21 protein-coding genes and 1 pseudogene are annotated in these 24158 nt (G+C 41.4%); 12 read left to right on the top strand and 10 right to left on the bottom strand.

Annotation, left to right across the window (positions count from 1 at the left end):
- Nucleotides 1-174: 174 nt before the first annotated feature.
- Nucleotides 175-543 carry a 30S ribosomal protein S6 gene (rpsF, locus tag QUD05_RS31550; RefSeq protein ID WP_289799482.1) on the top strand — a complete coding sequence of 123 codons (369 nt, stop codon included), beginning with the start codon at nt 175-177 and terminating at the stop codon, nt 541-543.
- Between the two features lie 201 nt (nt 544-744).
- On the top strand, nt 745-1305 hold the full coding sequence (locus tag QUD05_RS31545; protein WP_094348024.1) for an Npun_F5560 family protein: 561 nt from the start codon (nt 745-747) through the stop codon (nt 1303-1305).
- A 484-nt stretch (nt 1306-1789) separates the two neighbouring features.
- On the opposite strand, the gene QUD05_RS31540 is transcribed toward QUD05_RS31545, so the two are convergent.
- Entirely contained in the window at nt 1790-2143 is a 354-nt protein-coding gene (locus QUD05_RS31540) for an STAS domain-containing protein (RefSeq protein ID WP_094348023.1), read from the bottom strand.
- Nucleotides 2144-2620: 477 nt separating this feature from the next.
- Here QUD05_RS31540 and QUD05_RS31535 point away from each other — a divergent pair, with 477 nt between their 5' ends.
- Entirely contained in the window at nt 2621-3250 is a 630-nt protein-coding gene (locus tag QUD05_RS31535; protein ID WP_289799481.1) for a DedA family protein, read from the top strand.
- A 121-nt stretch (nt 3251-3371) separates the two neighbouring features.
- Here the strand turns inward: QUD05_RS31535 and QUD05_RS31530 are convergent, their stop codons facing one another.
- Together QUD05_RS31530 and QUD05_RS31525 are read right to left on the bottom strand one after the other, a co-directional pair.
- Nucleotides 3372-4574, bottom strand: coding sequence for an argininosuccinate synthase (locus tag QUD05_RS31530; protein ID WP_289799480.1), 1203 nt, complete (start codon nt 4572-4574; stop codon nt 3372-3374).
- 820 nt (nt 4575-5394) lie between these two features.
- The gene (locus QUD05_RS31525; protein WP_289799479.1) at nt 5395-6156 is read right to left on the bottom strand and encodes an Npun_F0296 family exosortase-dependent surface protein; all 762 of its coding nucleotides are present in this window, start codon (nt 6154-6156) and stop codon (nt 5395-5397) included.
- Nucleotides 6157-6649: 493 nt separating this feature from the next.
- On the opposite strand from QUD05_RS31525, the gene QUD05_RS31520 reads away from it, so the two are divergent.
- From QUD05_RS31520 to QUD05_RS31505, 4 genes and pseudogenes are all read left to right on the top strand, one after another.
- On the top strand, nt 6650-7912 hold the full coding sequence (locus QUD05_RS31520) for an anhydro-N-acetylmuramic acid kinase (RefSeq protein WP_289799478.1): 1263 nt from the start codon (nt 6650-6652) through the stop codon (nt 7910-7912).
- Between the two features lie 120 nt (nt 7913-8032).
- Complete coding sequence (locus QUD05_RS31515) at nt 8033-8479, top strand: hypothetical protein (RefSeq protein ID WP_094348018.1); 447 nt, start codon at nt 8033-8035, stop codon at nt 8477-8479.
- 224 nt (nt 8480-8703) lie between these two features.
- Nucleotides 8704-9717: a glycosyltransferase family 2 protein gene (locus QUD05_RS31510; protein WP_289799477.1), complete on the top strand. Its 1014-nt coding sequence runs from the start codon at nt 8704-8706 to the stop codon at nt 9715-9717.
- 378 nt (nt 9718-10095) lie between these two features.
- Nucleotides 10096-11649, top strand: a pseudogene (locus QUD05_RS31505) (serine/threonine protein kinase).
- 459 nt (nt 11650-12108) lie between these two features.
- Here the strand turns inward: QUD05_RS31505 and QUD05_RS31500 are convergent.
- The 6 genes from QUD05_RS31500 to QUD05_RS31475 all read right to left on the bottom strand — a co-directional run bounded on the left by QUD05_RS31500 (nt 12109) and on the right by QUD05_RS31475 (nt 18357).
- Nucleotides 12109-12306 carry an NblA/ycf18 family protein gene (locus tag QUD05_RS31500; protein ID WP_289799476.1) on the bottom strand — a complete coding sequence of 66 codons (198 nt, stop codon included), beginning with the start codon at nt 12304-12306 and terminating at the stop codon, nt 12109-12111.
- Nucleotides 12307-12988: 682 nt separating this feature from the next.
- Complete coding sequence (locus QUD05_RS31495) at nt 12989-13726, bottom strand: PP2C family protein-serine/threonine phosphatase (RefSeq protein ID WP_289799475.1); 738 nt, start codon at nt 13724-13726, stop codon at nt 12989-12991.
- Nucleotides 13727-13741: 15 nt separating this feature from the next.
- The gene (locus QUD05_RS31490; RefSeq protein ID WP_289800127.1) at nt 13742-15427 is read right to left on the bottom strand and encodes an ABC1 kinase family protein; all 1686 of its coding nucleotides are present in this window, start codon (nt 15425-15427) and stop codon (nt 13742-13744) included.
- A 152-nt stretch (nt 15428-15579) separates the two neighbouring features.
- Nucleotides 15580-15906 carry a DUF6825 family protein gene (locus QUD05_RS31485; protein ID WP_181931036.1) on the bottom strand — a complete coding sequence of 109 codons (327 nt, stop codon included), beginning with the start codon at nt 15904-15906 and terminating at the stop codon, nt 15580-15582.
- 96 nt (nt 15907-16002) lie between these two features.
- Nucleotides 16003-17616 carry a ribosomal protection-like ABC-F family protein gene (gene abc-f / locus QUD05_RS31480; RefSeq protein WP_289799474.1) on the bottom strand — a complete coding sequence of 538 codons (1614 nt, stop codon included), beginning with the start codon at nt 17614-17616 and terminating at the stop codon, nt 16003-16005.
- 303 nt (nt 17617-17919) lie between these two features.
- A complete protein-coding gene (locus QUD05_RS31475) occupies nt 17920-18357 on the bottom strand; it encodes a hypothetical protein (RefSeq protein ID WP_289799473.1) in 438 nt (145 codons plus the stop codon).
- 299 nt (nt 18358-18656) lie between these two features.
- On the opposite strand from QUD05_RS31475, the gene QUD05_RS31470 reads away from it, so the two are divergent.
- From QUD05_RS31470 to QUD05_RS31460, 3 genes are all read left to right on the top strand, one after another.
- Nucleotides 18657-18995, top strand: a complete 339-nt coding sequence (locus tag QUD05_RS31470) for a DUF433 domain-containing protein (protein WP_289799472.1) — start codon at nt 18657-18659, stop codon at nt 18993-18995.
- Nucleotides 18992-19360 (top strand): DUF5615 family PIN-like protein, encoded by a 369-nt coding sequence (locus QUD05_RS31465; protein WP_289799471.1) that lies wholly within the window; start codon nt 18992-18994, stop codon nt 19358-19360. Before QUD05_RS31470 ends, QUD05_RS31465 begins: the two co-directional genes overlap by 4 nt.
- A gap of 84 nt (nt 19361-19444) precedes the next feature.
- Nucleotides 19445-20146, top strand: coding sequence for a Uma2 family endonuclease (locus QUD05_RS31460; protein WP_289799470.1), 702 nt, complete (start codon nt 19445-19447; stop codon nt 20144-20146).
- Nucleotides 20147-20158: 12 nt separating this feature from the next.
- Here the strand turns inward: QUD05_RS31460 and QUD05_RS31455 are convergent, their stop codons facing one another.
- The gene (locus QUD05_RS31455) at nt 20159-22900 is read right to left on the bottom strand and encodes a CBS domain-containing protein (protein ID WP_289799469.1); all 2742 of its coding nucleotides are present in this window, start codon (nt 22898-22900) and stop codon (nt 20159-20161) included.
- 150 nt (nt 22901-23050) lie between these two features.
- Here QUD05_RS31455 and psbZ point away from each other — a divergent pair, with 150 nt between their 5' ends.
- Nucleotides 23051-23239, top strand: a complete 189-nt coding sequence (gene psbZ / locus QUD05_RS31450; protein WP_289799468.1) for a photosystem II reaction center protein PsbZ — start codon at nt 23051-23053, stop codon at nt 23237-23239.
- Nucleotides 23240-23431: 192 nt separating this feature from the next.
- Nucleotides 23432-24010 carry a 6,7-dimethyl-8-ribityllumazine synthase gene (gene ribH, locus QUD05_RS31445; protein ID WP_289799467.1) on the top strand — a complete coding sequence of 193 codons (579 nt, stop codon included), beginning with the start codon at nt 23432-23434 and terminating at the stop codon, nt 24008-24010.
- Nucleotides 24011-24158: the final 148 nt, after the last annotated feature.

Genomic DNA, 24158 nt, shown 5'->3' with positions numbered 1-24158 from the left:
GGGACATCCAAAAAATCTAAACTTTGGCGATTTGGCTAATGAAACAAAATTGAAAACTGGTAAGATTATAGTTCCTTGTTGCTTCAGATGTTGATTAATACTGGCATTNNNAATAAANAGNNNGGTATAAATTAATATCAGCAGCCACTTTTGTCCATGAGGAAACTGAAAAATATGACTACAAATTACGAAACAATGTACATCCTCCGTCCTGACCTCGGAGAGGAACAGGTAGAGCAAGCGGTTACAAAATATCAGAATTTGCTTCGCGATCAAGGCGCCCAGGAGATCCAAATTCAAAATCGTGGTAAGCGCCGTCTGGCTTACGAAATCAAAAAACACCGGGATGGCATTTACATCCAATTAAACTACAGTGCGCCTGCAACTGCGATCGCTCCTTTTGAACGCGCCATGCGTCTGAGTGAAGAAGTAATTCGCTATTTGACAATTAAGCAGGACATTGAAGAAGAAAAACCCCCTAAAGAGGAAAAAGAAAAGCCCACTAAAGTAGCTGCACCTGCACCTGCAACTGCAACAGTTTAGGAAATGAGGAGATGAGGGAGATGAGGGAGAAATAATTAATCCCTAATCCCCAATTCCCGATCCCTATTCAATAAAATTTTGTCTTTTTCTTTTTTCGTGACTTGTTTGGGAATGCTAAATTAACAAATACTTGCCAAAGGTAGTACTCCCGCAGTTATACCTAAGAGTGGACAAGATTCTGAATGGGAGCTTTAAGCTACTGTGAGCCAATCTGATACACCTAATATTCAAGTTCTCTCGACGGAAGTATCGCAGCTACGCCAGGAGTTGCAACTTCGCGATCAATTAGTGCAGCAACTTTCTCAAGAACTCTTCCGGCTGGTAAAGGGTAACACTAGTTTTATGCCTCAGCAGCCGGAATTTGAGCGCGATCTGACCCAGTTACACGCTTTACAAGAACAACTGCAAGCTGTAGAACAGCAGGTGGCATTCTACCAAGAGCAAATTACAACTCGTGACTCCGAAATTTATCAATTGCGACAGTCAGTTCAAGAACTTACCGATCGCACTCGGATGTTGGAGCAAGTAGTACAAGAGTTGCCTCAAATTTACCGTCGGAAGTTTGAGGAGCGGATGACGCCAGTGAGAGAAAAGGTAGCAACGCTACAACGGGAAAACCGCCAACTGCAAGCAGAACTGCAAAGTGTGAGTTACCGTTTAGCACTCAAAACTCGCAATGCTAGTCACAGTGGTATTGATTTACCAAATTTTCCCCGCCCAGCATCCGAACAAACTAATATTTCAACTCCCCAGAATGCCTAAAGTTACCATTATGGTGGAATCTAAGAGGTAAGAAATTGGTGTATCGAAGCATCTTGGAGGCATCCAAGTAGTAGATCGAGGCAAAAATAACTATAGAGTTAGAAATAACGTCAAAGCTCATATTCTAACCTTTCTTACCTCCTGCTTCCTTTCACTAGTTACGCCGTATATAAAACAATTAGCTTAGAGTAATTTGAAAAACCCTGTCTTTAAAAGGCTGGGGAGTATCACAAACAGTTGCATTTGCTTTGACCAATTTTAGTCATTTCTGAACTTGACTGCTTTAGGTAGATGATTATCCAATAAGCAGATTCATTCATCTGTAATTTATACTGCCTAGCTCAAAGCCATGAGTTTCCCTCAACATTCTTCTCTAGACAATAAAGAATATCAGCCTGCTAGCACCAGACTGTTATCTTAAGAGAATGTGAAAAAATGCAAATATTGCTTGACTCCGCCATCCTTCTATAGGTAGATTTATTAGTTAGTCTGCTAGCACCAGACTGTTATCTTTGACGGTGGTAAAAATATCTTGGTAAGTGTGAAAAATTTCAAACACTGTATCGAGTTGGGTAAGTTCCAAAATCAACCGTACAGGAGCTTGTACATTGCATAGAACCAAGCGGCAACCACTCTGACGTGCAGCTTTTAAGCCTTTTACTAAAGGAACTAACCCAGAACTGTCCATGAAGTTAACTTCTGCTAGGTCGATAACCCAGAGTTGATAAGCTTGAGGGACTACTCCAGCCATCTGTTCGCTCAAAGCCTTACCGCCTTCCAAATCTATGCTTCCTTGGGGTTTAAACAAAATCACTTGAAGTTCTTGTGTGAAAGCCATGAATTTAACAGGGTAATTGGAACACTTGACAAAAAATTGAAAAAGACATCAATACTTACTTCTTCTCTTTCAACGGTGAAATGACCTTTTACCCAGATATTTGGGCAATTGCAGTCCTACAGTTGAGAGAGATTATTTCAGTATTCATGTCGTATAATTTGTGATAACTTTCATCAATATAGGCATAAGCGCCTAACAATTTCGGTATCAACCGTATCTTTTACAAGATTTTCACAATTTAAACGGATATTTATAAATTTTCTATAAATTTTTTAATCTTTTTTCAATAAATTATGAACATGTGGTAAAAATTCCAAAAATATTCAAAAGTTAATAGCTACCATAGAATAAAAGCTATGGATTATTCAGTATTAAACTAATGACTTAATGACTCTATGTATTAGTTTGATTGACACCCCACCCAAAAACAAGCAAAGATATAGTAAAAGTAAAAATTTGTAAAGACGGCGGTGCGGAATGTCTTTAGAGCTGATTTCACTAGAAAATATCCAGGAAGTTGCTCATAATTACGGGTATTGGGCAATTTTTTTCGGAATTTTGCTAGAAAATTTAGGCATTCCCCTTCCTGGTGAAACCGTGACCTTAGTAGGCGGGTTTTTAGCTGGCAGCGATGAACTAAATTTCTGGCTGGTTCTCGGTGACGCAATCATGGGTGCTGTCATTGGTGGCATTTGTGGCTATTGGATTGGTAGAGTTAGTGGTTGGGCTTTTCTGGTAAAAGTTGGCAGCATATTTCGGATTTCTGAAGTGCGGCTGCTGAGTATTAAAGATCAATTTAGTCAAAATGCTGCTAAAGGGGTGTTTTTTGGGCGTTTTTTGGCATTGTTACGAGTTTTTGCTGCACCACTAGCTGGTATAGCTGAAATGCCCTTTGGAAAATTCTTTTTATACAACTTGTTAGGAGCAGTTGCTTGGGCTAGTTTGATGGTGACATTAGCTTTTTTTGCAGGCAAAATTGTCTCTTTAGAACAATTGGTTGCTTGGGTGGGTCAATTTGCGATCGCAGCGTTACTAATCCTCGCTGCCTTAATTATTGTCCCCCTGTGGCTGGAATCTCGCCAGGTTAAAGGTGCAGCAGAAGAGTAGTCAAGCATAAACTAAGTGAAAAGTGAGGAGTGAGGAGTGAAGAGTAAAGTAAAAAGTGAATTTTTTTAACTTTTACTTTTGTATTTTGCTTTTTTAACTCTTAACTCCTAACTCCTAACTCTTAACCCCTAATCTGCTTTGACCAAATGCGAGTCGGTAGTCCCCAAACGTATATAAAGCCTTCAGCAGCTTTGTGGTCAAATTTGTCTTCAGCTCCGTAGGTTGCCAAATCGGGAGTGTAGAGGGAATTATCACTCGAACGCCCAACTATCGTAGAGTTGCCCTTGAACAACTTCACTCGTACAGTTCCAGAAACTTGCTCTTGTGTCTTTTGAATAAAGGCATCGAGTGCAACTTTGAGCGGACTGTACCACAAACCGTTGTAAACAATTTGGCTGTAAGTTTCTTCAATCCCACGCTTGTAATGGGTAACGTCTGCCGTCAAAGTCAAGCTTTCTAAATCCCTATGTGCCTGAATTAGCACCAACATTGCGGGTGATTCGTAGATTTCCCGCGATTTGATCCCCACCAAACGGTTTTCAATCATATCGATCCGTCCGATGCCGTGATTTCCCACCGCCTGATTGAGTTCTTCAATTAGCTCAACTGGCTTTTTGGATATGCCGTTGAGGGTTGTGGGAATACCACCGTGGAAACCAATTTCGATGTACTCTGGCTCGTTGGGAGTGTGAGCGATCGCTTTGGTCATCTCATAAATTTCTTCTGGTGGCTCAAATGAGGGATCTTCGAGTAAACCAGCTTCAATGCTACGACCGAGCAAATTCTTGTCAATACTATAGGGAGAAGATTTTTTGACTGGTGAAGGAATACCAAATTTTTCCCCATAAGCGATCGTTTCCTCACGACTCATTCCCCATTCTCTGGCTGGTGCGAGGATCTTCAGGTTGGGGTTTAAGGCAGTGACAGAGACATCAAAGCGAACTTGATCGTTGCCCTTGCCAGTGCAACCGTGAGCGATCGCATCAGCACCATATTTTTCGGCTGTTTCTACTAATACCTTGGCAATTAGTGGACGAGCCAGGGCGGTTCCTAGAGGATAACGATTTTCATAAAGGGCGTTGGCTTGAATCGCTCCAAAGGCGTAATCTTTAACGAAACTGTCTTTGACATCCGCCACTAGGGATTCACTTGCACCCGATTTCAGAGCTTTTTCTCTGATTGGCTCTAATTCATCTCCCTGACCTAAATCTGCTGCTAGGGTAATCACCTCTTCCACACCCCACTCCTGTTTGAGGTAGGGGATGCAAACTGAGGTATCCACTCCGCCAGAATATGCCAGGACAACCTTTTTGGCGCGACCCATTAATTTCTCCAGTTAGGACAACAAAGAATGAGTCATTATTATATCTAAACTAATCCACGTATATTTTATTCATGCAACAACCTATGGGAGGATTTTGGAGCTAGGAGTCAAAGTTAAAGTTCACTCTCAATACGGTTAGGTTAAGCTCTAAGTAGGATTGAGTAGACCTGCCTTGAAAATAGAGGCTAAAACAACGCAAAATCATTACCAGATTATTTTCATTGTTCCTTGTGAGCGCAGCTCATGGAGTCTCTTGCACAAATGTAAAATTTGCCCACCCTACGGAATCTTGCTACATCCCCCAACCCCTTCTCCCAATTTTGCAAGAATGGGAGCCAATTTCCAAGTTCCTCTCCCAAGCTTGGGCTACCGTGTATATACAAGTCCTAAAATCCTTGTCTGGTAAGATATAAGCTTGAATTGGCAAAGTTTTAAGTTAATTTAGTTGATTGTCAATAGTGTCAGATTATTGATAGAGAGATAACGGAAAATCAAGGATTTTAAAAATAATTTTCCGTTCTTTTCTGTCTATTTGATTCCCAACTCGACTTGTGTATACACGGTAGAAAGCTTGGGAGAGGGATTTAGGTTGAGGGCTTTTAATTCCTGCAAAAAGTCTAGTTAAAGAAAATTTTTCTCAGCTTGCTACGCGTAGCATTGACTTTAAAAGAAGCCCCGATTATAAATGGCAAAAGGATTAGGGTGAGCTTACTTGGTAAGCTCACCCTGATTTTTATTTAATATTAACTAAGTTTTGAAATGCTTGTACAAGCTAAGAGTAGAGTGTGGAGAAAATCTTACTGAGCTAAAATTGATATATTTAATGAGATTGCCTTACACTTTGCAACTTTTCGTTCTTGCGCTTGCGTAGAAACATACCACCTACAGCCAGCATACCTAATGTAATACTAGGCTCAGGAACAGACTTAGGGTCAAAACCTGTAAATTTGTCAGTTCCTAGATGGAAAGAATGGTTGTCGCTTTCAAATCCACCACCACCTGTTTGGGTAATGACAATCTTGTTGAAAATATCGTTGCTACTATCTGAGTAGAAGTGAAGGTAGCCATTGCCTTCACCGCCATGCTGTGATGCACGAATTGGAGCAACTGGGTTCACATCCTCAGTTGTAAATGATTTGATTAGATTATCGCCATTGTAGAAGGAAAAAACGTTACCAGAACTAATAGCTCCCCAGTCAATACCGAAATAATTGAGGGAACTTGCAAGGTTAATTGTGACATTATCGCCGTTGAAAACTGCCAAATACTTCCCATTATTGACCTCACCATTTGCCCCAGCAGGTGCCCATACATCTGACCTCACACTGCTGCTTCCACTGTTATTCTCAAATGAGTATTTAGCAAAACCAGTGGTTGGTGCTTGACCATTATTGAAGTTAACAGTTGTCGTACCAGGAAGTTGAGTAAACTCAGAAAAAGCACCTTGGTCAGTTTCTCCATTAGGGCCTGCAATGCCAGTGGTTATTTGGAAGGATATAGCCTGGGCAGAACCTGCATAGATAAATGAGGAGATTGCAGATAGAGATAGAGCAGCGATACAAGCAATTTTTGTAAGAGACATAATTTTGAAATTCTGTATTTTTAATTGTTGAAAAGTTCGTTGTGCGACTTGGATTTATTATGTAGTGTCTTCTAGAAGAAACAATAGGATGAAACTACTGGATTTTTATTTATTGAAAAATTCCTAAATTTAGCCAATAATTTGCCCTGTTTTTGAACATAAATAAGTAGTTTCACTTGCCGGAAAAGTGGATATAATATCTGTTCTTTATCTGAAGATAAAAAATGTGAAGTTAGCTAGTATATATCAAGAATTTGTATCTTTGGATGTTGTCTTGATTAAGGATAAATCAAGATAATAAACAAAACTATTTGAAATTCTTTGTTTGCTGATAAATAGAAATAGATTCGTGGTCATTGCTTTTGGTTTTGAGCTTCTTCCCTCGCTCTATTTACTTTTTCTTTTGTAGTCAACTATGCAACTTGAGTGTTTTGACATAGTTAGTAACATGAATTAAACTAAACTCTTGCAACCAACAAAAGAATCTCGATCGATGCATCCAACTGAAAAAGCTGTTGTCCCTACTCGCGTTATTGGTTTAATTAGTGGCACATCCGTAGATGGCATAGACGCTACGTTGGTAGAGATTTCCGGCACAGAATTGGATCTCAAAGTTGAGTTGCTAGCCGGGGCAACATATCCTTATCCAGCCCAACTTAGAGAAAGAATATTAGCAGTTGGTGCAGGTGTTGCCATCTCAATGGCAGAATTAGCGGAAATAGATGATGCGATCGCTCAAGTCTTTGCCCAAGCCGCCCAAAATATTCAAATTGGTCATCAGCCAGCCACTCTCATTGGTTCCCACGGTCAAACGGTTTATCATCGACCACCCAAAGAGGGAGCAGGGGGAGCAGGGGAGCAGGGGAGTAGGGGAAGAGAAATGATCGCTACCCACGGGCTAAACCCTAGCTATCCGTTAACAGCACTGGGCAGTCCCTTGGGTTACAGTCTTCAACTAGGGCGGGGTGCATTAATTGCCCATCTTACGAACATTGCAACTGTGAGCAACTTCCGCGTTGCTGATATTGCTATTGGTGGTCATGGTGCGCCTCTCGTGCCCAGAGTCGATGCTTATTTACTCAGTCATCCCCAGGAGGGGCGTTGTATTCAAAACATTGGTGGTATTGGCAATGTTGCTTATATTCCGCCTCGGCATGGTGACTGGCTCTCAAAAATTCTTGGTTGGGATACTGGCCCAGGAAATAGTCTGTTGGATCTAGCGGTGGAGCATTTAAGCGGTGGTGCTAAAACTTATGATGAAGATGGCAATTGGGCAGCAAGTGGTACTCCTTGCCATCAATTAGTAGAACAATGGCTCAATCAAGACTACTTTCATCTACCGCCACCCAAATCTACTGGACGCGAATTATTTGGTGTGACTTACTTGCATCAGTGTTTAAAAGATGCTCAAGCATACCAACTCAATCCTGCTGACGTACTGGCAACTCTCACAGAACTTACAGCTGCTTCAATTTTTCATAGTTACCGCACTTTTTTGCCAGAAATGCCACAACGAGTACTATTATGTGGTGGTGGTAGTCGCAATCTCTATTTGAAACAAAGATTACAGTTGTTGTTGGCATCAATACCAGTTTCGACAACAGATGAAGTCGGCTTGAGTGCAGATTTTAAAGAAGCGATCGCCTTCGCGGTTTTAGCCTATTGGCGACATTTGGGTATTCCTGGCAACCTACCTACTGCCACAGGTGCAGCTCAAGAAGTACTTTTGGGAGAAATTCACCAAGGTCAGTCCTGAGTCAGGAACAATAAACAAGATAAAAAATTTCTTCATTCTTCACTCGCAACTCAGCACTCGTAACTTAGCACTGCTATAACTATAGTCTTGGCGGCACTTGAGCAAGACAGGGAATAAAAGGTGGCTCATACTTTTTTATTGGAACCAGGACGCTGGGCAATGGAAGGAAATTGGCTGGAACGTAATGGTATGCCAATCAGCGTCAAGGGTATGACCTTGGTCGCTTGGAATCGAGATAACTGGTTTACTATGGCCACAAAACTGATTTTCCCGGGTAGCGATCGCTCTGAAATCTCTCTGCAATATAAAGGGCGGTTGCATGATGGAGAGCGTCAGTATACTTTTCTACTACAACATAATATTTTGGGGCAGGTTGAAGGCGAAGGCTGGATTGGTCTGGATACTATCGTACAGCGTTACTGGGTACTAGGCGATCGTCAGCGTCGTAGTGGCTTTGAAACCCTACACCGGATTTCGCAAGATACATATTACCTTAGTAGTGGTATCTTGGCTGGTCATTTTTTAACTAACACAATGGAAGCTAGCCTAGAGCGTCAGTCAGCTTAAAAGCATTTCTGCCTCAACGCTTTGCTGCTCTTCTAAGCCAAAAACCGCCGTTCAAAAACTCTGGCAACGCACTGGTTTACCAACGCCTAATATCTCCTGCCCAACTTTAACCACTCATCGTTTATTCTCACCGACCGACTGAGTTGTATAGTAAAAAAGAAATGATCAAATTATGGTCAGGATTTTAGTATTTTACCTAACCATGTAGTCAGGAGTTCAGTTTCGTGAATCCCAAAGTCTCCGTTATTATCCCTGCTTACAATACTGAAACTTATATTGGGAAGGCAATAGAGTCAGCCTTAGAGCAAACACTCACTGACATTGAAGTTATCATAGTCGATGATGGCTCAAGTGATAAAACTGTAGAAGTCGCTAAAAGTTTCACCGATCAACGTCTCAAAGTGATAGTTAATCAGCAAAATCTTGGAGCGGCGGCGGCACGTAATCGCGCCTTCAGAGTAGCCCAAGGAGAATGGATTGCTGTACTTGATTCAGATGATTGGTATGCTCCCGAAAGATTGGAAAAGCTTGTATCTCTGGCAAATAAAACAAATGCAGACATGATTGCTGATGATGTTTTTTTTATCAAAGACGGTACAACATCTCCTTGGAGTACATTGATTCAAGAAAGTGGAGAACGTATAGATAAAATCTTCCAAATTGATATCGTTTATTTTGTAGAAACTGATGTCTTCGGTGAACCAGGATTGCATCTTGGTCTAAGCAAGCCTCTATTCAAACGAGAATTCTTGGTTAAACACGGCATTGAGTACGATGATGAAATTAGAATGGGTCAAGATTTTTGGCTTGATATGAAATGCTTAATTAAAGGAGCTAGGTTTTTTATTGAACCAAAACCCTATTATTTCTACCGTTCACGCCCTGGCTCTCTTGTATATCAAAGCCAACTACCACGTCTCAATCAATCTTGCAAAGCTGCTACCTATTTCATGCAACAAGACATTGTGAAAAAAAATCCTGCTCTAATGCGTGCTCTATCTTATAATCTCTCAGTCTATAAGAAAAATCTAGCTTATCTTCAAGTTGTAGAACCTATAAAACAAGGAAAATGGTTAACAGCATTCACACAAATTAGGAAATATCCGGGTTTCTTTTATGATTTTATGTCTCGACTTAATAGTATTGTCGAACGTCGAATTCAATACTATTTGATGAATAATAAATCAAGTTTTGATATATATCCTAACCAGCAGAAAAAACGAAAAACTATCACTTAGGATATTACACTTTTATAAATAAAAAATACGTCCTTACATAGTAAGAATTAGCTTGAAGGTTAAAAAGATTGTTAGGTAATGAGAAAATGTTTTAAAACTATTGGGCGAATATAATTCTCTATTACACAAACAAAGCCTACTTCCGTAGACTAATGCGAATTTAAAGGTTTGTTAACTTACAAAGGCAGGTAAGGTTTCGTGTAGCCAAACTAGTGCCGTCATCTTCGTCCCAATACAAAGCAACGTGTTGTAAAGAAGAGGAGATGCTAAGAGTGATAGCGCATTAGTCAAAATTGGGCAAACTAAAACTACACCACAATTTTTGAATGCACTTGTCCTCCCAAACATTTACAACCTGCTTTTGGAGTCGAATTTTCTATGTCAGACCCCAACATTGGTCGCTTACTCAGCAAACGCTACCAACTCCAAGAGTTAATCGGTACTGGAGCAATGGGTCGGGTTTATCGTGCTAAAGATACATTGTTGGGAGGTGTACCTGTTGCGGTTAAGTTTCTGGCTCTATCAATCCAAAATGAAAAGATGCGATTGCAAGACCGTTTTGAGCGAGAAGCAAAAACCTGTGCTTTACTAGGGCAAAAAAGTATCCATATTGTCCGAGTTATGGACTATGGCGTAGATGACAATAACACGCCGTTCTACGTCATGGAATACTTACAAGGACAAAGCCTGAACAATATTATTCGCAAGCAACGATTACCTTTACCAAGATTCCTCAGTATGGCGCGTCAACTCAGCCTGGGTTTACAGTGCGCCCATGATGGCATCCCGGTTGATGGCACTATTTGCCCAATTATCCATCGTGATGTCAAGCCAAGCAATATGCTGGTGATTCAAGATCCCAGTTTTGGAGAATTGGTCAAAGTTCTAGATTTTGGTATTGCTAAGTTATTACAGTCAGATGGCGACCATACAAAATTTTATTTGGGGACATTGGCTTATTCTTCTCCCGAACAGATGGAGGGTAAGGAATTAGACAACCGTGCTGATATTTATAGTTTGGGCGTCATGATGTTTGAGATGCTCACAGGCAAAATGCCACTGGTGGCACCAACTCACTCTTTTGGTGCGTGGTATAAAACACATCACTATCAAAAACCACGTTCTTTTGCTGAGGCTGCGCCTGGATTAGAACTACCAAAAGAAATTGAAAATTTGGTGATGAGTTGTCTAGCTAAAAAAGCAGGCGATCGCCCCCAAAGTATTACTGAAATCCTCAAAGTTTTAGCATCTTTAGAAAAGCCTGAGCATACACGCAAAATTCAGCAAGCCACCCATGCCCTAGTTCCCACTACTATAGCTAGCACCGAGCTTGAACAAAAGACCAAAGCCGATTTACGGGTATCCTGGTCAAACGATGAAATCGCTCGTGCCATTTCCTAGCCCAAAAATAAACCAATTGCCGATATTGTGTTTCCCCAGCCCATTCAGACCAATGGGGAGGTTTTACCAGCTTTGTGGGTGATGCTACCGCAAGAGGAAATTCAAAAACGCTTACTCTGTACGCGCTATAACCAATTTCTGTTCATCTCTATCCCCCATCCCATGCTGCTATGGATTACTGTCATCTACAATCGCAAGCATGGCGCTAAATGGTTGCCTTATTACCTCGATCTCAAAACCAGCCTTGGTCAAGAAATTGCTCGGTTACTACAGCAGACAGGTTACTACCGCCTTTTATTCTTTGCCCGAGAAGCACCAAATAGCTGTAACCACATCTTACTTTCCAGCGTCGCTTCTGCCCAGCGGCAACGACTGCAAGAGTGGGTCGCAATGAGCAATACGTTGATGTCCTCTGCCGACCCGCAAATTAGTAAGAGTTTGCTCAAAAACGAGTACGAAAAGATTAAGCCTCAAATTATAACAAAACTGGAAAGTATTGATACAGATTCTCCATACGATCTTTCCAGCTAGGCATAATTTCTTTATGTTACGTGTTTTATAGGTAGCCGCTCCAAGAATGTAACGTTTTATAAACAAAAGATATATAAAGATGCAACTTCTAGTTATATGTATAAAGAGTGAAATCACTAGCTGCTAAAGCAGTGGTATCCAAATAGTCTCTAAATCTTCCTGTGCAAATATTCCAGTGGATTATCAATTTATGCAGGTGTGATTCCCCTGCTAGAGGAAACAACAAAAAGTTTGGCTAAAGCAAACAAAGGATTTAGTCTGCAATGCTAAAGTTAGTCTAGACTGCAGCAGATATGCCGTAGACAATGTTTACTCATTCTTAGTTAATCTCGTAATATTGAACTTTTGCGTCATATCGTGGAATTACTTATCGAAGTTGACGCCCCGACATCCCCAGCTCTTTTCCTCCTTGGAACCAAGCAAGAGAAGGAGGTCGCCCACTGCGACATTAGAACGACTCTATGCCATAGTGGAACCTGAATCTAAGCCCCACTGATGCTTCAGAAGCTCTTGATAAGTTGCCTCGCGCACGACCATTTGCTCATAGAGCTTTACTAAAAAGTCTTTAGCTTGCTCGTGGCTCATACTTTGCACCTGAGTTGAAAATGAGCAGATGCTGAATTGCTGTTCCAAGGATAGTTTCATTGGTTGATTCATAATTACTCCGAAAAAACAACGCGTAAAGGTGATATCGCTCACAGAAGTCCAAATGGGATAATATTTGGACTTATATCTGTCCAACATTTGTTCCTCCGTATTACGAAAGATAACAATTGTTTGACAGATTGCCCACATCCAAAGTGTGGACTTTTTTCTGCTTTGATATCTTGCACCTAATCCTACTGATATACCACCCAAGTCAGCTGAACCATATTCCGGAAAATAAGCTCTATTTGGTCNNNGATAGGTATAACTACCTCCTCATTCCTTCCTGCTTTGCACAAATATCTTTTAAAGAGAATATTTGGTGCTATGTAAAACCCGTCNNNGTCTTTGTGTTTNAAAAAGCCTAAGATACTGTCTCCGCAAGGGTGGAAGAAGCTTCGGAGGAGGAAAATTGTAAGGAGGTTGGGGAATTAATGGTAATAAGCGTGAATTATAGTCGCTTTACCTTATTACGTGCAAGATGTCAATTTACCAATTTATACAAATTTAGGCTCTTTGGGTGATTTTAGAGGCTAAAAATATTTGTATCAAATTGTAAAAAGGAAAAATGCTCACGCTGAACAAATTACTGAGTATATTTACCAGATTTGTCCTTTGTCCTACCCTGCGGAAAGCCGCTGGCGCGTCTATGTCCTTAGTCATTTGTTTAAAGTTACTAAGCATCGACTAATGACTAATGACTATTTTCTTCAAGCGAGACGATGACAACTGTGATGTTATCGTGCCCTCCATGCTCTTTGGCAGCCTCAACAAGAGAGATGGCAGCTTTATCAAGCCAAGGACTATCTTGGAGGCAGTTAGCAATCTTCTGCTCGACAAGTTCTTCTGTAAGACCATCACTACATAAGAGCAAGCGATCGCCAACTTTTACATCTAGTGGTTGCACATCGATTTGATGCAAGTCTTCGCGCCCCAAACAGCGCGATAATACATGACGAAAAGGATGTAATCGTGCTTCATCTAAACTTATGTCACCAATTTTAATTGCTCGTGCTACCCAAGTGTGGTCTTCCGTTACCTGTTCCAAGTGCGACTCTCGGAAGCGATACAGCCGCGAATCGCCAACATGAGCGCACCAAGGCGACTCTGGAGAGCGAAAAATCACTGCTACAACAGTTGTCCCCATGTCGGCGCGTTCGGGATGATTTTGCTGATCCTGCAAAATCGCTTCATTGGCACCCCACAAAGCTTCCTCTAGTAATTCTTGAGAAGACTTAGAAGTTTCCCAATTTGCTACCAAATATGCCTGAATTTCTCCAGTAGCAATCCGACTTGCCTCTTCACCTCCAGCATGACCACCCATGCCATCGGCGACAACAAAAAACCGCCCTTCTGGGTCTATATAGTAAGCATCCTGATTATTAGAACGAATAAGTCCCGGATCGCTAAAACCCGTGAAATTAAGTTTCATAATTTTTTGCAACAATTAATACATACGATCGTAACGGTCGAGGCGTAAAAGTAATCGGATCATGATCGCTGAAAGCGCCGCTGCGATTAAACCAGGTAGCAGTGCCAACCATACATAATCCTTAACCACTAAAATAGTAGCTGAAAGCGTGAAACCGCTGATTAACAGAGCATAGCTTATTGAGAGCTGAATACTACTCTGTCGCCGCAGCAGGCGTTCGGTTTCTATAGACCGAACGCGCAAGCGCATGTCTCCCTGCTCTAGCTTCTCTAGTGTATCCTCTAATCTACGTGGTAGACCAAAGGCGGTACTACTTACCTGAGCTGCTTGGCGACTTAATTCGTTAAGAAAGCTATTCCCCTCAGAACCATTCATATCGGTCATAAGTTGCATTGCATACGGTTTGGCAACTTCCATAAAGTTAAACTCTGGATCTAAGCCTTTGCCTACCCCTTCTAAGGTAGAAAAGGCACGCATCACAAAAGTGAAAGTTGCAGGAAATCTAAATGGCTGATTATAAGCTATTTCGTAAAGGTCGTCACTGATTGCTGCAACTGACTGGTTCTCAAAAGGCTTATCCATAAAATTGTCCAGCATATACTGGACGGAACGCCGCACTGGCCCCATATCATCAGTTGGGGCGATCGCACCTAAATCTATCAGAGATTGCACAACGCGATCGCCATCTTTTTGAGCAATGCCAAACAGTGTTTCCATCAGTCCTTCTCGGACGTTGGACTTAATCCGCCCCATCATCCCAAAATCGTAGAATATTAGAGCGCCATTTGCACTAACGGCAATATTACCTGGGTGAGGATCGGCGTGGAAGAAGCCACTATTGAGTAATTGTAGTAAGTAGGCTTGAGCGCCTTGACGAGCGATCGCTTTTCGATCTAAACCCGCTGCTTCTAAAGCTTCGTATTGACTAATTTTAATTCCAGGAAGATATTCTAAAGTCAGCACTCTGGAAGTAGCGTAACGCCAGTATATTCTGGGGACATTCACCCAATCGTAGCCACGAAAGTTCCGGCGAAAAGTATCGGCGTTACGACCTTCGTTAAGATAATCAATTTCTTCCCAAAGAATGCGACAACATTCTTCGTAAATACCCAACCAATCTCGTCCCCGTCCCCATTTGGGATGGTTTTGAAAGTAGCGGGTAATTCCTTTGAGAATCTGTAAATCTATTTCAAATAACTTCTTTAGTCCAGGACGTTGCACCTTGACAACAACTGATTCTCCAGTATGTAGTACAGCTTTGTGTACTTGCCCCAAGCTAGCAGCAGCTAAGGGAATAGGTTCAAAATTATGGAAGAGTTCAGGAATTTTCTTGCCTAGTTCTTTCTCAACGATCGCTTCTACTTGCTCATAGCTAAATGCCGGTACTTTGTCTTGTAACTTGGCTAATTCTTCTACATATTCACCAGGGAATATATCAGCACGGGTTGAAAACAGTTGCCCAACTTTGATAAAGGTTGGCCCTAAATCTAGTAGGGTATTGCGAATCCAGACCGCTTGGGTTTTTCGTCTTGTAGTTTGCTTTGCGTCAGTCACACCACCCGGATAACTCCAAGATTTGTTGTATAGCCAAAGTTTGAACAATAAGGTCAAGACAAAAGACCAAATGTCCACAAAACGCCTTCTGCTAGAGTATTTTTCCCGATTCCAACGGTATGCCTTCTCTGAATAACCTTGTTCCATATACTTTGTGTACCGTTGGTTTGCAACCGAATCACTTGGAAGAAAAGACACTCTGATTCCTAAACTGTTTTTTTCTTAAGTGTCCTTTGTCATTTGTCTTTTGTCATTCGTACATAATTTTTCACCAATGACTAATGACCAATGACTAAAATTTATGCAGAAGTTCGGCGATAATGTTGCAATTCTGTTCGTAACAGGGCAATTTCTGCTCGTAATTCGTCAATATCTGCTTGCAAGTCACCGGAATCAGAGCTAGCTTGCCCACTACCTGCGGTAGCTTGACCAGCATTAGCTGATTCTGCTGCCCGATTTGCCCGCTCTAGGACTTCTTCTGTAAACTGGCGCAGCTGCTCTCTAGCTTCTGCATCAAATTTGCCCAGATCGCTCAAAGCATCGGTCAAGGCGACCTCTAAACGCTCATTAACTACTTCTGCTACCGCTCTGCCTACGAAAAAGGCTTGCACAAGGGGATTACTCATAAATTTTTGTTACGTTGCACCGCAAGAGAATTATAACTTGCCTGTATGCTTTGCGGCTTCTATTGTTGAGCTAGAAATTTACATGAGGCGATCGCTTTATTTATCACATTCCAGCAACTCTCGATAATATTGCTCTGGTGTACTCGGTAAATAAGTTGTCATTTGCAAAGTTTGTTCCCTGAACTTGAAACCTTGGGTAATGTTAATTCGGCTGAGGAAATCGATATCGTGGGATATTACCCAAAGCGCTCCTTGGTAATCATTGATACCTAAGACCATTTGTTCAACAGTTTCAATATCTAGGTTATTTGTTGGCTCATCGAGAATCAGTAGATCGATTTCTAAGATACTGATCATAGCGATCGCTAATCTTGCTAATTCACCCCCACTCAGTATGGAAGCGCTTTTGTGAACGTCATCATATTTAAAGAGGAAGTGTCCCAACTGTTGACGCAAAAGCTGATAGCTGAGATTCGGATTGGCAGCTTGCATATTTTCCAGAATTGTGTATTGGCGATTTACCAATTCGTAAGTTTGATCGAGATATACAGCTTTCATCGTTGGTGTGAGCAAAACCTCACCTGATTCTAAAACTGCTGTTTGGTTTTCCATTCCCAAAATTGCCTTTACCAGACTCGATTTACCAGAACCGTTTGCGCCGATAATAGCTATGCGATCGCCAGATGATATATGCAGTTGAATATTTTGAATCAACAGACGTTCTGATACTTTAAGATTTGCACCCTGGATATTGATTAGATTTCGGTGCTTGTGATTTTTTTCTTCTAGCTGAATACTCGTTACTTTCGTAGTTTTGACCTTCGTCTCTGCAACTTTTTGATTGGCCTTTGCTACTGCTGCTTCATGTTTCTTCTTTGCAGTTCCGGTAGACACCTCAGCTTTGGTTTTAATCAGTCCGGCTGCCATTCTATCAATACTACCATTCAGAAACTTGGCGCGACCGTTGCGACTAGATTGGGCTGCGCGTTGCTGTTCTTGCATAGCTGTGGCTTGGGTACGTTTGAGTTCCTTTCTGGCGGCTTCGTGCGATCGCAATGCTGCCTCTAACTCTATTTCTTTCTGTTCTCGATAGTACGAGAAATTACCGCCATATATTTTCAAGCCAATAGGTGTAAGTTCCCAGGTAACTTCTGTTACTTGGTCTAAGAAAAAAGGCTTATGAGAGACAATTACATACGCACCTGTGAAATTCAAAAGAAAGTGTCTTAAGCTTTCTAATGCTTGCAAATCCATGTGGTTGGTTGGCTCATCGAGTAATAGCAAGTTTGGTTCTTGAGCTAAACCGATTGCCAAAAAAAGTTTAGTAAGTTCTCCACCACTCAAGTTAATAATTGGTAAAGATAAGTCAATTTTGGTGTGGAATTGTGTTTGCAGAATATCGTCAATCTTCCACCAATCATCAGAGATAGAAATCAAAAAATTAAGTATTGTATCTGCTGTGATTTCTTGTCTGACAGTACTTATTTGTGGCAAATAATAGACAATACTATTACACCAAACTGAACCTGTACATGGGTTAATTTGACCTGCAAGTATCTTGAAAAGGGTTGATTTTCCTATTCCGTTGCGACCAACCAAAGCGATGCGATCGCCCGCGTCGATATTCACATAAACCCCTTGAAATAAAGTTCTGTCTAAGCTGAGATTATAGGCTAAATTCTCAGCTACCAATATTGATTTTTTCGGCATTATTTTCAAACCTCAATTCGCAAAATTTCACCCGCGTATTTACAAAAGCTGTGGGTAGATTAGACATAAATAAACTCAGCCGCAGACACTCGTCAAGCGGTTATATGGAGATAGGAGTGATGACAATATTTTTAGTGCATGACTATGTGAAGTAACCCTGTCAAACTAGTTGCGTTTATTCTTCGTTGACATTTGTTGCTTTGGCGCAACAGGTATTTGGTACTACTTCATTTCTGCTATCTCGTTGGAGTTGTGATGAGGTTTGATATTGACTACAGTGTAGCACGAAGGTATTTCGGAAGGCTAGCGATCGCTTTTTCTATTTCCACACTCCCCAGCCCTACTACAAAGACTTACAGCAGTTTGATTCTGTCTTAAATACTCTTGTGGGGTGGGCATCTTGCCTGCCCCAGGACGGGCGAGACGCCCATCCCACAAGAAGAAATAACTATTGTTAAAAAGGTTGATTAATTGAATAACTGCTGCTGTTTTAAGTGTATTTGCGTAATACAGAGCAAATTTAGCATATTTTATTGTGAATTTTGCTGTGGGTTCGGCTGTGGATTGGGTTATAAATTTTGTAGATTGGGTTATAGATTTGGCTGAAGACTCATTTACAACTGTACTAATACTACTAACATTAGGATTTGGAGCTAGCGCAGGAACTGGGATAATAGCAAGCTTTCTAAATCCATTAGTTTTGTTAGCACTAACCGGAACCAGTTTACCTACACTTTCCATGCTGCTTTATTCACCCCTAAAAAGACGTAGGTTAATTACTAAATATCGCCAGTCTGAAGAATCTTTAATTAAACCGTAATGAAACAGATCCCCGACTTCTTAAAGAAGTCGGGGATCTAGTCTTGTTTGTGACAAAGATAAGATTGCGCTCTCTTTTTTTATGCCTAACTTAAGAATGCAAAGCCTTTTTTTTGCAAAGCCTTAATGTAGTGCGGTAAGCGATCGCTATGCCGTCAACCTTATCGTTGGAACAAAAAGATTACTATATATAATAACTAACTATGAATATAGGTCAATCTATGTCTACCAAACATATCGCAGAGTATTTCAACTTTCTCTCTTCTGAAGACATTAGACTGAAAGACTCAAGAATTGGGATTGAAACAATTCTTTATGAATACATTGATTGTGGGCGTTCTCCAGAAGAAATTGCCCAAATTTATCAAACAATATCTTTAGAACAAGTATATGCAACAATTCTTTATTATCTGCAAAACAAAGAAACTGTCAGTGCTTACATGAAACACTGGATAGAACACGGTCATAGAATGCGAGAACAACAGAGGCTTAATCCCCCGCCAGTGTCGGATAAACTGCGCCAACTCCGAATTGAAAGACAAGCTAAACAGCAAGCATGACACTGCAATATCTGATTGATGAAAATGTCAATCCTGTATATCCAAATCAAATTAGGCTAAGAGAACCTGGTATTGCGATTAAAGTGGTAGGAGAATCAGGAACTCCACCAAAAAGTACACTCGATCCAGAAATTCTGTGTTGGTGTGAGGATAATAATTTTATATTAGTGACAAATAACCGAACTTCTATGCCAGGACATTTAGCTGATCATATCGCTGTTAATCGTCACGTACCAGGAATTTTTATCCTCAATCCAAATTTAAGTATTGGTGAAAATATAGAAGAACTCATAATAGTTGCTTTGGCATCAGAAGACGATGAATATCAAGACAGAATAGTTTATTTACCCTTACCCTACAAATAGGCGATTACCTGCGGTACGCTAGGCGATCGCTAACTCAAAGACTGTTAAAATAAATCCATAACTACTTGATGCCGTATCCATTCTATGACCATTGCTCAAGAATTAGATTCTCAAGAAGGCATCTGCCAAGATGTTATATTTCCCCCTGGTGATTTATATAGTGATGAGCCTCCCTTGGAAAGCGAACTGCATTTACGGCAAATAATCCTACTTTTAACTTGTCTGGAATGGTTGTGGCGAGATCGAAATGATTTCTATGCGACGGGAAATCTAACTATCTACTACAGTCCACGCCAACGCAAATCAGAATACTTCCGAGGGCCAGACTTTTTTGTTGTGCTGGGAACTGAACGTAAAACCCGCAAAAGTTGGGTAGTCTGGGAAGAAGATGGCAAATATCCGAATGTAATTTTAGAAATTTTGTCTAACTCAACAGCTAATACTGATAAAGGTTTAAAGAAAACAATTTATCAAGACACCTTCCGCACGCCCGATTATTTTTGGTTTGACCCTTACACACAAGAATTTGCGGGATTTCATTTAGTAGATGGAGAATATCAAACTCTACAAGCAAGTGAACAAGGATATTTGTGGAGTCATCAGCTTGGATTATATTTGGGAGTTTATGAAGGTTTGTTACGGTTTTTTACGCGAGATGGGCAACTAGTACCAACACCGGAAGAAACGGCAGAACAAGCTGAACAAAAGGCAGAACAAGCCGAACAAAAAGCTGAACGTTTAGCAGCAAAACTGCGGGAGTTAAATATCGATCCAGATACAATTTAGATCGGAGCTATTTCATTTAGGATAGTGTTGCGCTAAAAACTCCTCAGCTTCAGTCCTATCTTTAATCACTCCATCTAAGGTAGCAGCAACTACATCATCTAATATTTGCCGATACTGCGGACCTGGTTTGTAGCCAAGTTTCTTTAAATCATTACCATTCAATAGTGGCTGCACATTAACCCAAACAGTTAAATATTCCCAAATCTGATGTCTAAGCGATCGCGGACTTTGCACAGCGATTAAAATCAGGATTGGTAAATCGTACTTTCGCAACATATGTACTACTTGACTGGGACTTTGACATTTAGGCAAAGATTCCATCATCTCAAATTGCGCAGAAGCCAAGTTTTGCAAGCGTTTAATGCCATCTTCTTGTAGTTGCAGATTTTTTGCTACTTTCGCCCGATATTGTGGTGTGAGATGGGCGATTAATGTTTCTAAGCGCATTTCCCAATGAATGAGGGTTGGTTGCAAGTCAAATCGCCGCAAACAGCTTTCTAGCAAACGTAATTGTCGTAGGACTTCCACATCTAGCTTTAGGGTAGGATGGATGCATTGCAATGCCCCTAAGTTATCGAGCAACTGCAAAGCTGATTTCCAGTAGGGGGCTTCTAGGATGTGTTTTAGTTCTGTTTTCAGTCGAGTTTGCAGGGCTGGGGTTCTGCTATTCTCTTGAGCAGTGCGATCGTAAACACCACTGTTAATGGCATAGCGGATAAACTCTTCAGTTTGCGCTTCTATCTGAAATCCGAAGCGCACGGCAAAGCGCACGCCACGAAAAATGCGGGTGGGGTCTTCGATAAAGCTGTTGGCGTGTAAAACTCGAATTTGTTTAGCTTGTAAATCGAGTAATCCGCCAAAAAAATCGAGTAATTCACCAGCACGGGGAGTAGTAAGCCGCAAAGCGAGGGCGTTGATAGTAAAATCGCGGCGATACAAATCTTGGCGAATAGAACTCGCCTCAACTTCTGGATTCGCCGCTGGATAAGGATAAAACTCTGTTCTAGCGGTGGCAATATCCACCCAAAGAGAATCTAATTCTGGGTCTTTGTGCCATAACAAAGCGGCAGTTTGAAAAGCCCCGTGGATTTCTAAACGAGCCGTAGGGTAAAGTTGTTGGAGTGCTTTTGCTAACTCGACACCAGCGCCGACATCTGCTGATTTGTCAAAGCCATCAACTACGAGGTCAATATCTTTAATCATCAAAGTACCTGATGCTGCTTCAGCTAATAGCAAATCCCGCACAGCACCACCCACTAGATAAAGATGCCAACCCCGTTTCTCTGCCTCTTGCGATGCTGTGGTGAGTAATTGCCACAGTTGCGGAGCAAGGCGATTTTGCAATTCAGTGCTGAGAGGAATTTTAAATTTTGTTAGCGCAGCGTTAGCAAGTCCGAGAGCGTCATTTTGAATTTTGAATTTTTGCTCTTCTTCTTGGTCTTCATCCCTTTCTTGATGTAATTCCCGCAAGACATCAGTACGGGTGACAATGCCCACTAACTGCTCATTTTCCAATACTGGTAAGCGTCCGATATCATAAGTCACCATCACCGACTCAATTTGTGGCAGTGTTGTATCGGGTGTAATTGTTTTGAGATTCTTGGTCATATAGCCCTTGACTGGCGCATGACTAAATCCGTGGTGCAAGGCAATATCAAGATCCCGGCGTGAAATAATACCTACTAGTTGCTCTTGAGTATCAACTACAGATAAACCAGAGTGTCCATAACGTAATAAAATGCGCTGTGCTTCAGCAATTGTGGTTTCAGGCAGAATCGTGCGGACAGGAGAAGACATCAAATCCCTAGCAGTGGGGGGATGGGGAATTTGTGCTTTTACCCCGTCAACGAGTTGTTTTAAGATTGCTTGCGAATCAACTCCCCTTAGATTTAGCGATGCGGCTTGCGAATGACCGCCACCGCCCAAGAGTTGAAATAATAGGTTAAGATTTGTTTTGGGAATTTGCGATCGCCCAATTACAGTTAAGCGTGAATCCTCTTCACCTAAAGGATACTCATTAGCCAACAGTAGGGCATCAATTTCGGTTATTTCTACAAGTTCCGATGCCAAACTCGACAACCCCGGCACAAAAGACTCGGTTTTTAGAGTTACCCAAGCAACCGTATATCCGCGTAGACAAAGATATTCTAAATTTTCCAACGCCTCAGTTAATAACTGCTGCAATTGCAAAGACAAGCCAGGGTCACGGTAAGTAGAAATTACTGATAAACTGGCACCTTGTTGCATCAACCAAGCCAAAGCTAAAGCATCTCGTGGGGTGGACTGGTCAAACGTTAAGGAGCCAGTGTCAACGTGGATACCCAAAGCCATCACAGTTGCTTCAGCAGGAGTGAGAGAAATTTGCTGTTGTTGCAATTGCTCCACGATGAGAGTTGTGGTAGCTCCTACTGAGTCAATATGCGATCGCGTAGCGAGAATATCTGATTCTTGTCCTAAGTGATGGTCATAAACTATAATCTCTCTCAGATTGGGTAAATCTAACCACTCAGCAGCTTTACCCAAGCGATCGCGCTGTTGTGTATCCACCACAGTCAGAGAGCGAATTTTTTCTGGATTCACCGAACGGCGTTCAATCAGAGGATATTCATCCCGATGCAATGCTAAAAAATCCCGTACAGGAGGATGAGAGCCGCCAGTTAGCACAATCTTGCTTCCCGATAGTAGGCGCGTTAAGCCTACTGCGGCTCCTAATGCGTCAAAATCAGCTGTTGTGTGGCAAAGAATTAAATCCATAGTTAAGAGTCATTAGTCACTTGTACTTAGACAAAGGACAAATGACAAAAATGTTGCAATTTCTGCTAGCTTAAAAATAATAAGAAAGTGTCAGTGTCGCCCTTTAGGATATTCTATCCTTAGTATTTCGCTGTATTGGGAGAAGCAAAAATGACCATAATATTCCAATTTGCCTTAATAGGTCTAGTCCTATTGTCCTTTGTCTTGGTTGTGGGCGTTCCAGTTGCTTACGCCACTCCCCAAAATTGGGGTGAATCTAAAAAACTGCTCTGGGTTGGTTCTGGGGTCTGGATTGCTTTGGTGTTTTTAGTTGGTTTGTTAAACTTTTTTGTCGTTTAGGCGACGGCTTTGCTCTGGCGCAGGCACATAATATAAGAACTAGAGGGGCAGAAAAGTCAAGGTCAAGGGTTAAGGGAAACAAGGGATTTTTTCTTTTTCCTACTAACTTTATTTTGACCGCGCTTTCCTGCTCCTCTACATTTAAATAAGAAATGTATATTGGCCAGAAGTATAGTTGATAAAGAGGCAGTCATGGCAGTTTTCGAGGGAACTTTTACCCAAACGGAGCCTTTGCGGTTTGCAGTGGTGATTGGTCGATTCAATGACCTCGTTACCGGAAAGCTGCTAGAGGGATGTCAAGATTGTTTAAAACGCCACGGTGTAGACCCTAATCCCCAAGGTAATCAGGTGGACTATGTTTGGGTTCCGGGAAGTTTTGAGGTACCTTTAGTAGCTCGCCAATTAGCACTTTCCCATCGTTATGATGCTGTAATTTGTCTTGGCGCAGTCATTCGAGGACAAACACCCCATTTTGATTACGTATCCTCAGAGGTTTCTAAAGGCATTGCCGCCGCTAGCTTTCAAACTGGAGTGCCAGTAATTTTTGGCATTTTGACAGTAGATACTATGCAGCAAGCCCTAGAACGGGCAGGCATAAAAGGTAATCATGGCTGGGATTATGCTCTAAACGCCCTAGAAATGGCAAGTCTGATGCGGCAATTGCGTTCTAACCTAGCAGAGCCATATTCTCGTAATAGCCAGTCTTTGCCAGCCGCTTTTCCAAGTGCCAGCGTTGGCAATTTAACTTTGGAATCAGAAGAACTCGGCTAGTCCGTCATTAGTCATTTGTCCTTTGTTATTCACTAATGACCAATGACGAATGACTAATGACAAATGACCAATGACCAATGACCAATGACTAAATAAAAGGGTTGACAATTAAGAATAAATCTGAGATATTGATATATGGCAATTGATT

Source organism: Nostoc sp. GT001, assembly GCF_030382115.1.
GTDB lineage: Bacteria > Cyanobacteriota > Cyanobacteriia > Cyanobacteriales > Nostocaceae > Nostoc.
The sequence above is the reverse complement of the archived record's forward strand: the minus strand, read 5'-3'. Positions and strand labels throughout refer to the sequence as shown.

Bases quoted from the DNA above. Each gene is read 5' to 3' on its own strand.
- rpsF (WP_289799482.1), top strand. From the start codon at position 175: ATGACTACAAATTACGAAACAATGTACATCCTCCGTCCTGACCTCGGA.
- QUD05_RS31540 (WP_094348023.1), bottom strand. From the start codon at position 2,143: ATGGCTTTCACACAAGAACTTCAAGTGATTTTGTTTAAACCCCAAGGA.
- QUD05_RS31535 (WP_289799481.1), top strand. From the start codon at position 2,621: ATGTCTTTAGAGCTGATTTCACTAGAAAATATCCAGGAAGTTGCTCAT.
- QUD05_RS31530 (WP_289799480.1), bottom strand. From the start codon at position 4,574: ATGGGTCGCGCCAAAAAGGTTGTCCTGGCATATTCTGGCGGAGTGGAT.
- QUD05_RS31525 (WP_289799479.1), bottom strand. From the start codon at position 6,156: ATGTCTCTTACAAAAATTGCTTGTATCGCTGCTCTATCTCTATCTGCA.
- QUD05_RS31520 (WP_289799478.1), top strand. From the start codon at position 6,650: ATGCATCCAACTGAAAAAGCTGTTGTCCCTACTCGCGTTATTGGTTTA.
- QUD05_RS31500 (WP_289799476.1), bottom strand. From the start codon at position 12,306: ATGAATCAACCAATGAAACTATCCTTGGAACAGCAATTCAGCATCTGC.
- QUD05_RS31495 (WP_289799475.1), bottom strand. From the start codon at position 13,726: ATGAAACTTAATTTCACGGGTTTTAGCGATCCGGGACTTATTCGTTCT.
- QUD05_RS31490 (WP_289800127.1), bottom strand. From the start codon at position 15,427: ATGGAACAAGGTTATTCAGAGAAGGCATACCGTTGGAATCGGGAAAAA.
- QUD05_RS31485 (WP_181931036.1), bottom strand. From the start codon at position 15,906: ATGAGTAATCCCCTTGTGCAAGCCTTTTTCGTAGGCAGAGCGGTAGCA.
- abc-f (WP_289799474.1), bottom strand. From the start codon at position 17,616: ATGCCGAAAAAATCAATATTGGTAGCTGAGAATTTAGCCTATAATCTC.
- QUD05_RS31475 (WP_289799473.1), bottom strand. From the start codon at position 18,357: ATGGAAAGTGTAGGTAAACTGGTTCCGGTTAGTGCTAACAAAACTAAT.
- QUD05_RS31470 (WP_289799472.1), top strand. From the start codon at position 18,657: ATGTCTACCAAACATATCGCAGAGTATTTCAACTTTCTCTCTTCTGAA.
- QUD05_RS31465 (WP_289799471.1), top strand. From the start codon at position 18,992: ATGACACTGCAATATCTGATTGATGAAAATGTCAATCCTGTATATCCA.
- QUD05_RS31460 (WP_289799470.1), top strand. From the start codon at position 19,445: ATGACCATTGCTCAAGAATTAGATTCTCAAGAAGGCATCTGCCAAGAT.
- QUD05_RS31455 (WP_289799469.1), bottom strand. From the start codon at position 22,900: ATGGATTTAATTCTTTGCCACACAACAGCTGATTTTGACGCATTAGGA.
- psbZ (WP_289799468.1), top strand. From the start codon at position 23,051: ATGACCATAATATTCCAATTTGCCTTAATAGGTCTAGTCCTATTGTCC.
- ribH (WP_289799467.1), top strand. From the start codon at position 23,432: ATGGCAGTTTTCGAGGGAACTTTTACCCAAACGGAGCCTTTGCGGTTT.